Raw genomic sequence first — 16306 nt, forward strand, 5'->3', positions numbered from 1 at the left:
ATCAGAGGAGAATTCGAGTGGATTCTAGAAAAAATAATCGTAAAAATAATAAGAAAAGAAAATGGCTCTATTGGGTAGGAGGAATCTTCCTTGCCTTCATACTCGCAGTTGTTGGTTTTGGATTTTATATGTGGAATCAACTTGGAAATACAGTAGAAACGATGCACAATCCTTTAGAAGGAAATGATGACCGTTACAAAGAAACAGAAGGTCGATTTAAACAAAAAGAAAGTATAAATGCACTACTACTTGGTGTGGACGAACGTGCTGGTGACAGAGGGCGTTCAGATACGATGATTCTATTATCATTAAATCCGAATACGAACTCAATGGAAATGTTAAGTATACCAAGAGACACTTATGTGAACATTCCCGGTCGTGGTATGGATAAAATAAATCATGCTTATGCATTCGGTGGACCTGAGTTATCCGTACAAACGGTGGAAGAAACATTTGATATTCCGATTCATGTGTATGGTCGTATCAATATGGAAGGTTTCATAGAAGGTATCGATGCAATAGGTGGTGTAACCGTTAATAATACATTCGCTTTTAAACAAGGTAAGTATAGTTTTCCAGAGGGAGAAATACACTTGGACGGGAAACAGGCACTTGAATATACCCGAATGAGAAAAAATGATCCACGTGGGGACTTCGGACGTAATGAACGTCAAAGACAGGTAATTGCAGCTGCAATTGATGAAGCAGCAGACTTTTCAAGCATTACTAAGTTTGGGGATATTTTAGAAGTAGTTGGCTCCAACGTTCAAACTGATTTAGATATGAAAAAAATTCAAACCCTATTTTCGGATTATTTAGGTACAAGAAAAAACATTGAAACCCTACAAATCAAAGGTAGCGGACAAAAAATGAACGGAGTATATTACTACGTTGTACCTGAATCAGAGTTTAATCGGATAAATACTGAAATAACTAACCACATGGAAGCAAAATAAGTCATCTTTAAAGTCACCTGTTGCGAGACAGCGTGGCTTTTCATTTAGAAGAAAACGGTTTAGTGTTATAATGTTAAAAGAAATTTATGGGGGGTCACATAATGAGAAAAAGAATATTTATGTTATTTATTCTTATCTTGCTTGTTGCTTGTTCCGATGATCGCGTCACTCCGAATGAACGTTTCGATTCGTTCGTTAGTGACTGGAATGAACAAAAGTATGAAAAGTTGTATGATATGTTTACTTCGGAAGCAAAATCTACTTTCTCAGCAGAAGAATCTGTGCTACGTAACGAAAAGTTATATAACGATCTTAACGTAACCGATTTAAAGGTTACCTTTAGTCCAATCAAAGATGATGATTTAGATGCTGCAATGGACAAAGGAGTTGCTAAAATCCCCTTCCGTGTTGAAATGAATACGATTGGAGGGCCAATCCAATTTAATTATAAAACTACATTAAAGCTTGAAGGTGAAGGTGAAAATCGAAATTGGTTTGTGGACTGGGATCCTGGTTTTATTTTTCCAGATTTGAAAAATGGTGGAGAAATTAAATATACGACAACTGAACCAAAACGGGGAGAAATTTTAGACAGAAATCAAATGCCTCTAGCTCTGAATGATGATATTTATGAAGTCAGTGTTATTCCTGATAAATTAGGAGAATCGGCTGACCAAGCGAAAAAAGACATTGCAAAACTTCTAGGTGTATCGGTTGAAAGTATTGATGGGAAATTAAATCAAAGCTGGGTACAGCCAGAATGGGCAGTACCGATTGCGAAAATCACAAAAGATAATGAAAAAGTAAAAAATCAATTATTACAAATTAGTGGCGTTCAAATTAATACTGTAAATGGACGAGTTTATCCAGGTGGTGAATCCACTGCTCATCTAACCGGTTATTTAAGAACAGTTCGTGCCGAAGATTTTGAGGAATTTGATGAAAGTAAATATGCTGCCGACGACATGATTGGCGCTAGGGGTTTAGAAAGACTATATGAAGAACAATTAAAAGGCGAGCCTGGTGCTACTATTTATATTGAAAAAGAAAACAATGAAAAAGTTGTTTTAGCTGAAAAAGAAGTTGAAAATGGCAAAAATCTTACTCTCACTCTAGATATTAACTTACAAGAAGAATTATATGATTCATACGGAGAAGATGCGGGTACAGCTGCGGCTATTGATCCTAAAACGGGTGAAACACTGGCACTTGTGAGTAGCCCTAGTTTCGATCCGAATAAGGTGATGTATGGCACAACTGAAGGCTATATGGAAGCTTTAGATAAAGATGAACAATTACCTTTAATCAATCGAATTGTTTCTACGTTTGCTCCAGGTTCTGCATTCAAGCCTATTACGGCAGCAATTGGATTAGAAAACGGAGTCATTAAGCCTAACGAAGGATTTGAAATCAATGGCTTACAGTGGGGCAAGGAATCTTGGGGAGATTATAAAGTTACTCGTGTTTCCACTTCCAATGGTCCAGTTGATTTAAAAGATGCATTAGTTCGCTCTGATAATATTTATTTTGCCATGCAGGCATTAGAAATGGGTAAAGATAAATTCACAAAAGGCCTTCATAACTTTGGGATTGGCGAAGATTTTCCATTAACTTATCCAGTAACTGCTTCGACTATTTCAAAAAGTGGGGAAATCGATAATGAAGTAATGCTCGCTGACTCAAGTTACGGTCAAGGGCAAATTCAAATGACAGCTATTCACCTTGCTACAGCTTATACAACTTTCTTGAATGATGGAAATATGCTAAAACCTACATTTTTCTCTGACGAAGAGACAGGGAAGTTCTGGAAGAAAGGTCTCATTACGAAGGAACAAGTAAGTACTATCCAAGATGCTCTTAGAGCTGTTGTAACAGATGGAACTGCTAAAGATGCAAACAACGATAAAGTTACGATTTCAGGTAAAACTGGAACAGCAGAGTTAAAACATACACAAGAGGAAAAAGGTGCGGAAAATCAATGGTTCGTCGCATACCCTACAGACTCTCAAGATATTTTAATTGCCATGATGGTGGAAAATAGCCATGAATCTAAAACAGAAAGTCCTGTAAAAAAAGTAAGTAATCTTCTTATAAACATGAAACGTTAAAAGCTACTCTCTTGAGTAGCTTTTTTAAATATTATTAAAGATACTTTATAAGTTCGTTAAATGCTTGTTCATTTCTTTCGTCTAAGGCTTTGTCAATTAACCTTCTTACATTCATTTTCTCTAGTTCTTCAATAATGATTACGCTTTCAAAACCATCTTCCTGAATATCGCCTTCGTTATTTTCCTCATCATCTTTTATATAATAAGAACTTGCTATAGAATGAAGTTGCTGTAAGAAATCTGGGAGAGTAATTAATTTTGCGAGAGTTAAGTATACTACCTCTTTCCCATTTTGAAATGCGAATTTAGCATCCACATTTTCCACCTTCTGAGTTCGTCGGTTAATACGGAACTCATTTGCTTCGATAGGGATAAATTGATAATCTTTTTCATTAATTACTACTGAAAAATATTGATATGCTAAAACGATACGTACATACTCTTTATCCGTTTTAATATAATAAGGCTTAAGCATTTTTACACTAACCATCCAACTCACCAACCTCCCAAATTTTTCGATAGACCCTATCTAAATTTTCTGTTAACTCATTTTACATCAGATTTTCAAATATATCAAGTGAAATTTTTTAGAAAATTTTGTCGATTGGTTTACTTATGAAAAAAAGACAGTACTCTATTGAGTGCTGCCTCCCTTTTCTTATTGGATCACTTGTTGATTTATACATTCAACTATCGCATTCTTATCTTCTTCCGTAAAAATAAACTGGCTTTCATATTTCTCACGATATTCTCCAGCTTTCTTTAATTCTTTAACACCTTGTTTCATAAAAGATTTATAATGATTATGAACTTTAGTTATTTGTTCTTCATATTTTTCATCAGTTCCGGGCTTTACTGCTTCTTCATAAAGGTCAATGATTTCTTCCCCCTCTCGTGTAGGGAAAAATTCATGTGGATCGGTACTGTCAAACATACAAAATTCAAGTTCCGGAACTAAAACCATATCCATACTTCCTGGATCGAAACTACAATGATATACCTCTATATCGAATCCATATTCTTTACATGATTTTACAACTTTACGCATAAAAGTAGACTTACCTGTTCCCGCCCGACCTTTAATATAATAAACCTTTTTCATTCGTTCGGTAATATGTGGTACTTCATTCACGACGCCATCGGCAGTGTTCGTTCCAAATAATCGGTGATATGTTGTTGATTTACGGTTTTGTTTCTCCTGATTCTTCATAATCCGTTGAATAAATTCTTGTGCAAGTTCATTCGCACGGTCAAAATCCATCTCATTAATATAAATTGCTTCTAAATCATCATGTATGGATAATCCTGTTCTAAAATTTTTGTATGCCTTTTCTGTATGATGAATGATTTTTTCCTTTAATTCTGTATTAATGGCTGGTTTATCTTTTGTAAATAAGCTACAATCAATTTCGACTGCATTAGGTATTTTATTGTTTTTTGCCACTCGGTCACAAATAACAGCAAGTGATTTTTCTCTAATGATAACACCATCTAAATACTTAGAACTAAGTGCACTTAATAACACTTCGATTTCGTAGTTAGACTGATAAGAATCTATAACTTGTTGAATTAAACTTGTTTTCAAAGAATCAGATGGATGCTTAAGAATAATGGTTTGTTTTATGTTTTGAAGATTCGAAGAGATGTAATTGACTAAACCTTTTGCAGTATTTCCAGTCACGTAATATTTCTTCAAAAAGACACATCCTTTATTTATGTTTATAATAAAATATGATATTTATGGGCTATATGTGAATTTAGCCCATTAGAAAACTTGGCATTCGCTAGGCTTTAGCGAATGCCTTAGTTGCACTTATGCAAATCTTTACGGTGGGGCGAGTAATCGGAGCCCCAGACGGAAAAGATTTTTATGCTTTCCTACCTGCTAAAAAAGAAAAACCCCGGTATCCTTAACCAAGGTTTCTAAGAAAAACATAATAAAGAAGACTTCCGTCAGTGGGGGTTTCCTTCATCTCCCACTGATGGTTAGTCTTACTTATCGGACCTTTACAAACAGTTGATACCTACCTTCTTTGTTTCTTCAGAAGCTTGAGGTAAGAGTCTTACTGCTCATTTAGGTTGGATAAAACTTTTATTCTGTTTCTATATTTAATGATGGAGATACTTACTTTATTTCGGGAAGTACACGTACTTCTAGCTCCATATTGGAATGACATAGTGGACATTCTGGCTCGGTTTGAAAGCTAAATGACTCTCGCATCCATCCTTGACATTCCTCACTAGTGCATGACCATACATTTGTTTCCACCTCTGGAACCGGTTCTTTCGGTCCACGTGAAAAAGCCATGAAAGCATCCCCTTTCTTGTTCCTACTTTCATTATACACTTTATTATCTGACAAATAAAGGGCACTAAAAATGTGATATAAAGCACGTGTTTAAGCGAATTCCTTAACTATCTCCTGAAATACTTGTAATGTCTTTGGTTGAAAAACTTGATCATATTTAATGATAGAAAAATTCCGCTTTATTGGTGTTCCTGAGGTAGAAAGTTTTACAATCCGATGTAACTCTAATTCCTTTTGAAATGTAAGTTGAGAAAGTAAACTAATACCTAAACCAGATTCTACTCCTTCCTTAATCGTTTGTGTACTTCCTAGTGTTATTACCCGTTTGGGATTTATTTTATTAAATTTCAAAAACTCCTCAAGCATTCTACGAGTACCAGAACCCTCTTCACGAATGATCCACGTTTGATTTTCAAGTTCTTTATGTGTGATCTTTTGTTCAGAAATAAATTCTTCGCTACTTCCAATAAGGTACATCACGTCTGTAGCAAAAGATTCAATATGAATCTGTTTATGAAAAAAATCCCCCTCGATTAAACCAATATCAATGTCACGTTGTAGTAGTTTTGACCCAATATCTTCTGTATTCCCTATTGTTATATAAGGGATAATAGAAGGATACTGTTCTTGAAGTTTTGCTAATAATTTGGGTAAAAGATATTCCCCTATCGTATAACTAGCACCTATTTGTAATTCCCCGCCTGGCTCGCTTTTCATATCAGAGATAAGTGATTTCATATGCTCATATTCTTTCACAATGGATTTCGCATAAAGATAAACCATTTCCCCGGCTTTATTTAATTCTACTGATTTATTCGTTCTTTCAATTAACTTTACTCCTATCTCCTTTTCAAATGCGGCTATATACTGACTGATAGCAGGTTGGGTCATGTGAAGTGCTTCCGCAGCTCGAGTGAAATTCTTTCGTTCCGCTACTTCTATGAATACGATGAGATGTTGGTCCATTTTACTCCTCCTATGGATACAATAAAGAAGACTTATTATCACCATCATTATAATTTATTTTCCTTATAATAAAATATAATTTACAATAAAAGCAAGCGGAGTTGAAAGGATAGATAAAAATGATGAATGAAGCTTCAGGTAAGAAGAAATTTATCTTAGGAATTGGATTTACATTTTTATTTGCTTTCATCGGTTATTTACTTGCTCTTCTACCTATATTTAATCGTGTTGGTCCCCTTGCTGTTTCCATCATTCTTGCCATTGTTTATAGGCAAATTTGGGGATACCCAGAGTTTTTTCGTCCGGGAATACAATTTTCATCTAAATATTTATTACGTTTTGCGATTATTTTATATGGTCTTAAACTAAATATGGATGTAATTTTTCATGATGGTCTTGGATTAGTATTAAAGGGAGCACTCACAATAATCTTTGCTATTCTTGTCACTGTATTATTGGCGAAATTATTAAAAGCTGACTCAAAATCTCTCTTCTTTTAGGTATCGGTACGGGGGTTTGCGGTGCAGCGGCCATCGCAGCTGTAGCTCCAATCCTTAAACCAAAAGATGAAGATACCGCAATTAGTGTGGGAATCATTGCATTAGTAGGAACTGTTTTTTCCATTGTTTATGCCTTGCTTTTGCCATTTCTGCCTATTTCAGATGTTCAATACGGAATTTGGTCAGGACTTAGCTTGCACGAACTTGCTAATGTCGCTTTAGCGGTAGAACCAGCCGGGGAAGATGCCTTAGCTATCGCTTTATTGGCAAAACTAGGTCGTGTATTTTTACTCGTTCCATTATGCTTTGTCATCATTTTTTGGAAAAGACGGCAAAATCGTTCCGTAAACGAACCGACAAAAGTGCCATTTCCATGGTTCTTACTAGGATTTATTGCTATGAGTTTATTAGGTAGTTATGTATTAGGAGTATATATCCCAGTAACGCAATCGGTAATGAGTTTTATAAGTATCGCTACTACGTTTATTTTGACTTCAGCGATGGTAGGGCTAGGATTAAATGTAAGTTTAAAAGATTTGAAAGCAAAAGCATTAAAACCTTTTTATGCTATGTTAATAACCTCGGTTCTTGTTTCCATTTTGATGTATTGGGTTGCAGGAATTTAATATTGAGAAAAAGACTTGCACTTACGCAAGCCTTTTTCATGGTTTAGAAAGTTATAAAATTTGTTGCATGTCGAAAATTATTCAGAATAGGCCACGTCCGGCTCCAGCGCCTTTGTTCTTATTACAATACAAACTTTTCGATTGCTTTAGCAACTCCATCATGATCATTCGTATCGGTAATATGATTTGCTACCTTTTTAATTGCTTCTTGAGCATTCCCCATTGCTACACCAATTTTAGCTTCTTGAATCATTTTAATGTCATTTAAACTGTCCCCACATGCCATTACTTCGTCCATCGTAATTCCAATTCTTTCACATAAAAAACGAAGAGCATTTGCTTTACTTACCCCTTTTGGATTTACTTCTATATTAGTTGGTAGTGAGTTCGTGAGTTCTAAGTTATTGTAATAGGATAATTCCTTCACCATTTTATCTAGCTTCTCTTTATCGTCCGATTGACAGCCAAATTTTAACCATTCATGATCATGTAAATTATCAGGAGCTTCCCCATAGAACACGTCATCAGTAGATATAAGCCACATGTGGACCCCGATTTCCTTCCCAATGTTCCACATTCTATCTACCATCTCTGTTTCCAATGTATGTTGATCGAGTAACTCTTTATCTACCGTATAAATTTGTCCACCATTTGCAGTTATAAGATAAGACTGTAATTTTAATTCTTCCGCATATCGATAGGCTGTTTTTAATGCACGTCCTGTACTTAAAACAACATGTACATCTTTTGCTAATGCTTCAGAAATTGCCTTTTTCGTTCTATCGGAAACCTCTTGATTGGATGTCAATAATGTCCCGTCCATATCTAATGCAATTAATTTTATATTACTATCCATAACAACATTCCTCCCGATGCTCTTGCGAATTTGTTTCTGTTTTCCATTTTATCAAAGGTTGTGCTAAAAAGATAAGAAAACCATTTATCACCAAAAACATTAACGATGGTTGGGTAGTTCATCTTCTATGAGTTGTTTACTACTTTTATCCATGTTAGATATGATACATACGACGATCCTTTATATCCTTTATAATCATGTTGGCCTAACATAAGCATTTCCTGGGAAATATGAATCTTTTTACTGTTGAATTTTGTCTATTAATATCGATTAATATTTTTAATGTCATATTGTTGATGAAATACCATTAAACAAAAGCGCAAGCGCCCGTTTAGCGACGTACGGACTGGACTGAGCCGCAGGAGATAAAGGAAACACGACGAACGGAGTGAGTCGATGTTGACTTATCGTACGGAGGTGAAGGAAGTCTCGCTAGTCGCTGGGCGCTGGAGCTGGACGCGGCCTTCCCTATGAAAAGATTTAATAAGCTAAATTTTTATACTTTCTTCTCTGCTAAAAAACTAGGTAATGCCCCAAAAGCTTTCGCGAATGCCTTAGATGCACGTATTTTGGTAGAACTTCTATACTTTCCCAATAACAAAAAGAGTAATTTGATATAGGTTCCTAACCTTTATCAAACTACCTTTTATTCATGCTTTAATCGATTACTTCTTGAAGCTCATTTGTTTCCTCAAGGTTGATTATCGTTTCTAAATCTAGAATAATTAACAGACCGTCTTCTAAATTTGCTACACCACTGACAAATGTATCTTTTACACCACCTACATAGGAAGGTGCGGGTTTAATTAATTCTTGGTTAATATCTTTTACTTCTGTTGCCGCATCAACGATTAGGCCGATTTGCATGTCTTTTATTTGTACGACTAAGATTCTACTACTGTCTGTATAATCCTTTTGCTCCATTAGTAGTCTTTCCCGCAGGTCAACTACTGGGGTAGTCTCTCCCCTTATATGCGTAACACCTTTAATAAACTCGGATGTCCTTGGTACTTCGGTTATTTCTTGAATCCGCTCAATGGAAATAATTTGTTGAACATCCACTCCGAATGATTGATTTTGAAGTTTAAATATAATATATTTTGTCATCTCATCCATTTAATCACCTCATTTTTCATCATTTAATCAAAGCATTTGGATCAATAATTAATGCTACTTCGCCATCACCTAAAATGGTTGCGCCTGAAATGGCAAATACATCTTTTAAGTAGGAGCCGAGTGATTTTAATACGACTTCTTTTTGACCTATAAAAGAATCGACAATTAGCCCAGTTAATTTCTCACCTTTCTTCACGACAACTACAGCATGGTATTTTTCATTCTTTTCCTCTCGTATTGGAACCTCGAAAACTTCAGATAAAGAAACAAGTGGAACCACTTGTCCTCGAAAGTCCATCACTTTTCTGCCGTGTGCACTTAAAATTTGTTCATCTTGTAATAAGACTGTTTCAATAATAGAAGATAGAGGGATTGCATATGTTTCATGTTTCACCTTTACAAGTAAAGTAGCAATAATAGAAAGGGTTAACGGTAATTGAATAGAGAAAATACTTCCTTTCCCTTTTTCCGTTTTAATACTTATTTCCCCACCTAATGCTTCCATCTTGCTTTTTACAACATCTAAACCGACACCACGACCAGAAATATCCGATATTTGGTCGGCCGTACTAAATCCTGATGAAAGGATAAAGTTTGCAATTTCATCATCGGATAATAATTCAGCCTCTTCTGCTAATATTAATCCTTTTTCAATTGCTTTCATTTGTACTTTTTCACGATTAATTCCCGCGCCATCGTCTTCTATTTCGATAAAGACATGGTTCCCACTATGATACGCTCTTAATATTAAATGGCCTTCTTCTGATTTTCCCGCTTGCGCTCTTACTTCCGGTAGTTCAATTCCATGATCTATCGAATTACGGATTAAATGAACTAACGGATCACCAATTTCATCAATAACAGTTCGGTCTAATTCCGTTTCTGATCCGATTATTTCCAAATTTATTTTCTTATTCAGTTCTTTAGCAAGCCCACGAATCATTCTTGGGAATCGATTAAATACTTGTTCAATCGGAACCATACGCATGGACAAAATTAAATTTTGCATTTCTGAAGTCACTCGCCCCAGGTGTTCAACTGTATCTGTCAACTCTTGATTATCAAATACCTCTGAAATAACTTCTAAACGTCCACGATCAATAATTACTTCTTCAAAAATATTTAATAAATCATCAATTCGTTCAAGATTCACACGGATAGTTTTAGATGTATGGTGAGTAACTTCTGACTTTTCATCAGCTACTTTTTTACCTTTTTTTTCTACCTTTTCTTCTGTTTGTTTTTGCTGTTGAGAAGAGTTATTATCCACTACAAAACGAACAATCTCAACATTTTTAACCTCAGAAACTTTTGAAACCTGTTCCTGTATATTTTCGGGAGGTTCACTAGATACATAGACGAAGGAAAATGAATCGTCAAAGTTTCCTTCTTCTATATCTTCAACGGCAGGGTTTGTCTTAATGATGTCACCGTTCTTTTCCATAACATCGAAAACCATATAAGCACGTGCACCTTTTAAAATGCATTCGTCTTCTAAAGAGACTGTTAGTTGATAAGCATTGATTCCTAGTTCCTTTGCTTGTTGAACAATCTCTAATTGAAACTGATCTAATTGTAATTCGGTGGGCGTCCCCGCTTCTAATGTAGCAGCAACCTCTTGGACACCCTCATTTTTTATAGACTTTCCTTTTTCAATCATATCCAAACGAGCCACTAGATCTGTAACGTCCTTTTTTCCATCATTTCCAGCGGCAATGGAATCCACCATATTTTCCAAATATTCAATGGCAACGAAAATAACATCGATAACTTCTGTTGTAACATTTAATTTATAGTTTCTTATTCCGTCTAATACGTTTTCCATCTTATGCGTTAAAGAAGCAATATCTTCAAACCCCATAGTCGCTGCCATTCCTTTTAATGTATGAGCGGAGCGGAAAATTTCATTTACTAAATCTATGTTGTCTGGCTGCTTTTCTAATTCTAAAATATGATCATTAACTGCTTGCAAATGTTCACGACTTTCGTCCAAAAACATATCTAAATACTGATCTGTCTCCATTCCGTTTCCTTCTTTCTGCTATATGTATATCGTTTTTTCACCTAACATTGTTAACGTTCTTTATTCTAATATCGACATGATTTACGTACAAATCAAGAAGAATATAATTTTCTAGTTCTATCTTACTATATCGGAAAATTTTCTTCATATATGAAGCCATTTTCATATTATTTCTTATGTAAGTTAATATTGTCCAAATAAAATGGGCTATTTATTTTTTATTTTGCATATACTCTTTTATGAAATCGCTATCAGTCCAAAAAGGAGGAGTGTATAACGATGAAAGCTTTAACATCGTTCTTTGATCGAATGGTTCAGCGTTATTTACCAGATGCCTTTCTTTTTGCTATCATTTTAACTTTTGTCGTGTTTATTCTAGGTATTATCTTTACGGATAGTGGACCGGTCCAAATGGTAGAACACTGGGGAACAGGTTTTTGGGATTTGCTTGCTTTTGCAATGCAGATGTCTTTAGTTGTTGTAACTGGTTATATTTTAGCTAGTACACCCATTGTGAAGAAACTATTAACGAAACTTAGTTCTCTAGCAAAAACACCTCCACAAGCAGTCTTTTTAGTTACGTTTGTTGCCATTATTGCTTGTTTAATCAACTATGGATTTGGACTTGTTGTTGGAGCACTTTTTGCCATTCACGTTGCGAGACGTGTTCCTGCTGTTGATTACCGCATTCTAATCGCAAGTGCTTACAGCGGGATGTTAGTATGGCATGGCGGTTTTTCTGGATCCATTCCACTTACAATAGCAACTCCCGGCCACTTTTTAGAAGATAAAATACAATTAATCCCCGTTGCAGAAACCATATTTAGTCCCTTCAATATTTTCGTTGTGATCACAATGTTAATTACCTTACCTATTTTTAATCGATTTCTATTAAAAAGTTCTAACATAGGTGCTCAAACAAAGTTTTCTAATTTAAACATACCTGAGGAAGATGAAAAAGAAGATGACTTCGTTCCCGATACACCAGCCGAAAAATTAGAAAATAGCCAACTCGTATCCCTCGTTATCGGAATGATGGGATTGGTATTTATTTTTTATCATTTTGTATGGAATGAGCTTAATCTAAACATTAATATTGTGAATTTTACATTCTTATTTTTAGGAATTCTTTTCCACCGTACTCCGAAAAGATTCCTTGATACTGTTACAGAAGGTATTAAAAATGCTGGTGGAATCATTATTCAATTTCCGTTTTATGCGGGGATTATGGGAATGATGGTTGGTTCCGGACTCTCTCATATGATTTCTAACTGGTTTGTTAGCTTTTCATCAGACTATACTTTACCATTCTTTACCTTTATTAGTGCCGGTATTGTCAACTTCTTTATTCCCTCTGGTGGTGGACAGTGGGCAGTACAAGGTCCAATTATGATAGATGCAGCGATTCTGCTTAATGCTGATATTGCGAAGACAGCGATGGCTGTGGCTTGGGGAGATGCGTGGACCAATATGATACAGCCGTTCTGGGCATTACCTGTACTTGCCATTGCCGGTTTGAAAGTTCGTGATATTATGGGATTTTGTGTCATGATTCTATTATTTAGCTTTATTCCTATCGCATTGGGATTGTTGATATTTTAAAAAAAGAATAAGAGATTCTCGAGCCAAATTCGGCTCGGGATCCTTTATACTATTTCACCGACCAATTTACAAAATTCTTCCACTAAGCGTTGACATTCCATAATTTCTTCCCCCTCAGGATCCATATCTACTTTCACCTTATGAGCAATCATCGTTGCTCCAACCTCTTCAAATTGTTCATACATGATGTCCACAGCTCCACAAAAATGATCATAGAACTGATCCCCTGAGCCGAACACCCCACAAACTTTTCCAGTTAAATCTAGATCGGATACACCATCATAGAAATCCTCAACTTCAAATGGTAATTCACCATCCGTCCATGTATATACCCCCATTAAAATGGCGTCATATTCTAAGATATCTTTTGCTTTTATTGGATCTTCATCAAATACTTTTACATCGAATTCTATATTCTTTTCCTTAAAGGAATCGATAATAATTCTAGCTATCATTTCCGTATTTCCACTTACGCTAGCGTAAAGAACTAAAATATTACTCATTAGTGTCTCCTCCTTAGATTTAGTTTAATTGATAATGATTATCAATATCAAGATATAACGTAAATAATTTTTAACAAATTGATGACTCTTTTAATAATAAGGAAGACTTCCAACAATGGGAGATTTCCTTCATCCCCCGCTGATGGTTAGTTGTACTTATCTTACTGTCCGTTTAGGTGGGATAAAAAAAGGAAGCTCAATAGGCCTCCTTAAACTAAGTATACACGCGCTTCATATGGTCTTAATTCCAATGGCTTCAAATCATGATGATAATTACTTAAGAGTAATTTCTTCTTTTTTGATTTTAAAGAAGCCGGTAAGTTAAACGTTGCATTATTTGCAAAAAGATTAGTCAACACCAAAACTTGTTCGTCTTCCAATTTTCTAGTGTAGGCAAATATTTCGTTATGATTTTCTAAAATTAAATCATAGCTACCATAAATAAGCGCTTGATATTTCTTTCTAATCTCAATTAACTTTTTGTAATAATGATAAATAGAGTTCTCATCCCTCAATGCCAATTCTACATTAATTTCCTTATAATTCGGATTCACTTTTAACCATGGCCTTCCAGTTGTAAAACCTGCATTCTTCTCCGCATTCCATTGCATTGGAGTTCTAGAATTATCACGGCCAGTTTTCCATATAATTTCCATAATTTCTTGGTCAGACATACCTTCTTTACGTTTATTTCGATATAAGTTCTTTGCTTCCACGTCATTATAATCATCAATAGAAGGGAATTGAACGTTCGTCATCCCTATTTCTTGCCCTTGATATATAAATGGGGTACCCTGCATAAGAAAATACATCGTGGCAAGACTCTTAGCGGACATCTCGCGGTATATCCCGTCATTTCCCCATGTCGATACAGCTCGTGGCTGATCATGATTTTCTAAGAATAATGCATTCCAACCAATACCATCAAGTCCTTCTTGCCATTTACTTAATATCTTTTTTAATTTATGAATTTCAATGCCGGTATTCGTATCTTTACCCCAAAGATCCAAATGTTCAAACTGAAAGATCATATTAAAAATCCCTTTTTTCTCTCCGACCCATTCCTCTGCTTCCTCCGCTTGAACTCCGTTTGCTTCTCCAACCGTCATAATGTCATATTTATCAAACGTATTTTTCTTCAATTCCTGTAGAAAATCCAAAATCCCATCTTGATTCATATGCGCAGAATAGGAAGGTACATATTTTAACCTTTTCGGATTTGGTAGGTCAGGTAATCCTGGTTTTTTCTTAATATGGGTGATGGCATCTACTCGGAATCCATCAATTCCTTTTTCAAACCACCAATTGACCATGTTATATAAGTCTTTTCTTACCCTTTCGTTTTCCCAATTAAGATCTGGTTGCTTACTTGAAAATAGATGCAAGAAATATTCATTCGTCTTTTCATCATATTTCCAAGCGGATCCTCCAAAAATCGACTCCCAATTATTTGGTTCCTTTCCTTCTTTTCCCGGTCTCCAAATATAATAATCACGAAACGAATTTTCCTTTGATTTTCTAGATTCCACAAACCACGGATGTTCATCGGAGGTATGATTAATAACTAAATCCATAATTAGTTTCATATCGCGTTTATGGGTTTCTTTCAATAATTCATCGAAGTCTTCCATTGTACCGAATTCATCCATAATCTCTTGGTAATCACTTATATCATATCCATTATCAGCATTTGGCGATTTGTAAATGGGACTTACCCAAATGACGTCGATACCAAGATTTTTCACATAATCTAGTTTAGAAATGATTCCTTGTATATCACCAATTCCATCGCCATTAGAATCCATGAAGCTTCGTGGGTAGATTTGATAAGCTACTGCCTCTTTCCACCATTTCCTGTTCATAACAATCCTCCTTATTAACAAGTCATTCTTGTTTTAGATTCGAACTAGATAAAGAAGACATCCACTAGTAGGGTTTACCTTCATCCCCCACTGATGGTTAGTCGCACTTATCGGACCTTTACGGGCAGTTTGATCTCCACCTACCTTCTTTGTTTCCCTAGAAGCTTGGAATGGGAGTCTTACTGCCCGTTTAGGTGGGATAAATTTACATACTGTCGATAAAAAGCTGAGAATGATAAAAAGGTTATCAAAGCACCTGTAAAGAAAGGAATTAAAAATGTTAGTTTATAGATACTTATTACTAAGAGAAGAGAATTACTCAACAATATGATAATGGTCAAAATTGGACTACCAATCGTAATAATCAATGACTTTTTTAAAAGTCCAGCTAAACTTAAGTGGAAATGGGCATTCAAGGAAAATATATTAATTGTATAGACGTATAGAAGTAATCCTAAAAACCCAACCATAAACATTAATACAACACTTTCCTTACTAAAATAATAAAAATCGAAACCCCAGATACCCCATACAACTGTTAAGATTATTCCTGTCTTCATACTCTTTTTATAATTTTCTTTATAATACTTAATATATGATTGAATGAGTCCTTTATCATCGTCCTTTATCAACCAGTCACGAACTGTTGAAAACATACTTTGAGTTGCTGGAAAAAGTAAAAAGGGTATCAAGATAATAAGAATTGGGAGTAGGATAATGATATCTTCTTTGCTATTTGCATAAAGTATACTCACAACAATATAAATAATTGGTAATTGAAAGAGAAGCCACAGTAAATTTATAATGGAAAAACGCATCACCCACATACTTATAGCGTAAACTCCTCTCATAACCCCTGAATATTTCAAATGTAACTCCT

At 35.2% G+C, this 16306-nt stretch carries 13 protein-coding genes and 1 pseudogene; 4 read left to right on the forward strand and 10 right to left on the reverse strand.

Features of this window, described 5'->3' with window-relative positions; all coding sequences use genetic code 11:
* Positions 1-17 precede the first annotated feature (17 nt).
* Together ACFQ18_RS01005 and ACFQ18_RS01010 are read left to right on the forward strand one after the other, a co-directional pair.
* Positions 18-956 (forward strand): LCP family glycopolymer transferase, encoded by a 939-nt coding sequence (locus ACFQ18_RS01005; RefSeq protein WP_379565515.1) that lies wholly within the window; start codon positions 18-20, stop codon positions 954-956.
* A 101-nt stretch (positions 957-1057) separates the two neighbouring features.
* Entirely contained in the window at positions 1058-3064 is a 2007-nt protein-coding gene (locus tag ACFQ18_RS01010) for a penicillin-binding transpeptidase domain-containing protein (protein ID WP_204797648.1), read from the forward strand.
* Between the two features lie 34 nt (positions 3065-3098).
* Here the strand turns inward: ACFQ18_RS01010 and ACFQ18_RS01015 are convergent, their stop codons facing one another.
* The 4 genes from ACFQ18_RS01015 to ACFQ18_RS01030 form a co-directional block, all read right to left on the reverse strand.
* Positions 3099-3554 (reverse strand): IDEAL domain-containing protein, encoded by a 456-nt coding sequence (locus ACFQ18_RS01015; protein WP_047184771.1) that lies wholly within the window; start codon positions 3552-3554, stop codon positions 3099-3101.
* Positions 3555-3722: 168 nt separating this feature from the next.
* Entirely contained in the window at positions 3723-4760 is a 1038-nt protein-coding gene (locus ACFQ18_RS01020) for a hypothetical protein (RefSeq protein WP_047184772.1), read from the reverse strand.
* Between the two features lie 429 nt (positions 4761-5189).
* Positions 5190-5372: a cold-shock protein gene (locus tag ACFQ18_RS01025; protein WP_047184773.1), complete on the reverse strand. Its 183-nt coding sequence runs from the start codon at positions 5370-5372 to the stop codon at positions 5190-5192.
* A 90-nt stretch (positions 5373-5462) separates the two neighbouring features.
* A complete protein-coding gene (locus ACFQ18_RS01030) occupies positions 5463-6338 on the reverse strand; it encodes a LysR family transcriptional regulator (RefSeq protein WP_047184774.1) in 876 nt (291 codons plus the stop codon).
* 119 nt (positions 6339-6457) lie between these two features.
* Between ACFQ18_RS01030 and ACFQ18_RS01035 the strand changes: the two are divergent.
* Positions 6458-7464: pseudogene (locus tag ACFQ18_RS01035) on the forward strand (YeiH family protein).
* A gap of 121 nt (positions 7465-7585) precedes the next feature.
* Here the strand turns inward: ACFQ18_RS01035 and ACFQ18_RS01040 are convergent.
* The 3 genes from ACFQ18_RS01040 to ACFQ18_RS01050 form a co-directional block, all read right to left on the reverse strand.
* Positions 7586-8320, reverse strand: coding sequence for a Cof-type HAD-IIB family hydrolase (locus ACFQ18_RS01040; protein WP_047184776.1), 735 nt, complete (start codon positions 8318-8320; stop codon positions 7586-7588).
* A gap of 657 nt (positions 8321-8977) precedes the next feature.
* Positions 8978-9436, reverse strand: a complete 459-nt coding sequence (locus ACFQ18_RS01045; RefSeq protein WP_047184777.1) for a chemotaxis protein CheW — start codon at positions 9434-9436, stop codon at positions 8978-8980.
* A gap of 19 nt (positions 9437-9455) precedes the next feature.
* Positions 9456-11459 carry a chemotaxis protein CheA gene (locus tag ACFQ18_RS01050; RefSeq protein ID WP_047184778.1) on the reverse strand — a complete coding sequence of 668 codons (2004 nt, stop codon included), beginning with the start codon at positions 11457-11459 and terminating at the stop codon, positions 9456-9458.
* A gap of 279 nt (positions 11460-11738) precedes the next feature.
* On the opposite strand from ACFQ18_RS01050, the gene ACFQ18_RS01055 reads away from it, so the two are divergent.
* A complete protein-coding gene (locus ACFQ18_RS01055) occupies positions 11739-13061 on the forward strand; it encodes a short-chain fatty acid transporter (protein ID WP_060668009.1) in 1323 nt (440 codons plus the stop codon).
* Positions 13062-13105: 44 nt separating this feature from the next.
* On the opposite strand, the gene ACFQ18_RS01060 is transcribed toward ACFQ18_RS01055, so the two are convergent.
* The 3 genes from ACFQ18_RS01060 to ACFQ18_RS01070 form a co-directional block, all read right to left on the reverse strand.
* Positions 13106-13564: a flavodoxin gene (locus tag ACFQ18_RS01060; RefSeq protein WP_060668008.1), complete on the reverse strand. Its 459-nt coding sequence runs from the start codon at positions 13562-13564 to the stop codon at positions 13106-13108.
* Positions 13565-13773: 209 nt separating this feature from the next.
* Complete coding sequence (locus ACFQ18_RS01065; protein WP_204797649.1) at positions 13774-15426, reverse strand: glycoside hydrolase family 13 protein; 1653 nt, start codon at positions 15424-15426, stop codon at positions 13774-13776.
* Positions 15427-15605: 179 nt separating this feature from the next.
* Positions 15606-16295 carry a YesL family protein gene (locus ACFQ18_RS01070; RefSeq protein WP_204797650.1) on the reverse strand — a complete coding sequence of 230 codons (690 nt, stop codon included), beginning with the start codon at positions 16293-16295 and terminating at the stop codon, positions 15606-15608.
* Between the last annotated feature and the right edge of the window lie 11 nt (positions 16296-16306).

This window comes from Oceanobacillus caeni, assembly GCF_042678465.1.
Classification (GTDB): domain Bacteria; phylum Bacillota; class Bacilli; order Bacillales; family Amphibacillaceae; genus Oceanobacillus; species Oceanobacillus caeni.

Excerpts from the sequence above, each read along its gene's own strand:
- ACFQ18_RS01010 (WP_204797648.1), top strand. The coding sequence starts at position 1,058 with ATGAGAAAAAGAATATTTATGTTATTTATTCTTATCTTGCTTGTTGCT.
- ACFQ18_RS01015 (WP_047184771.1), bottom strand. The coding sequence starts at position 3,554 with ATGGTTAGTGTAAAAATGCTTAAGCCTTATTATATTAAAACGGATAAA.
- ACFQ18_RS01025 (WP_047184773.1), bottom strand. The coding sequence starts at position 5,372 with ATGGCTTTTTCACGTGGACCGAAAGAACCGGTTCCAGAGGTGGAAACA.
- ACFQ18_RS01030 (WP_047184774.1), bottom strand. The coding sequence starts at position 6,338 with ATGGACCAACATCTCATCGTATTCATAGAAGTAGCGGAACGAAAGAAT.
- ACFQ18_RS01040 (WP_047184776.1), bottom strand. The coding sequence starts at position 8,320 with ATGGATAGTAATATAAAATTAATTGCATTAGATATGGACGGGACATTA.
- ACFQ18_RS01045 (WP_047184777.1), bottom strand. The coding sequence starts at position 9,436 with ATGGATGAGATGACAAAATATATTATATTTAAACTTCAAAATCAATCA.
- ACFQ18_RS01050 (WP_047184778.1), bottom strand. The coding sequence starts at position 11,459 with ATGGAGACAGATCAGTATTTAGATATGTTTTTGGACGAAAGTCGTGAA.
- ACFQ18_RS01055 (WP_060668009.1), top strand. The coding sequence starts at position 11,739 with ATGAAAGCTTTAACATCGTTCTTTGATCGAATGGTTCAGCGTTATTTA.
- ACFQ18_RS01060 (WP_060668008.1), bottom strand. The coding sequence starts at position 13,564 with ATGAGTAATATTTTAGTTCTTTACGCTAGCGTAAGTGGAAATACGGAA.
- ACFQ18_RS01065 (WP_204797649.1), bottom strand. The coding sequence starts at position 15,426 with ATGAACAGGAAATGGTGGAAAGAGGCAGTAGCTTATCAAATCTACCCA.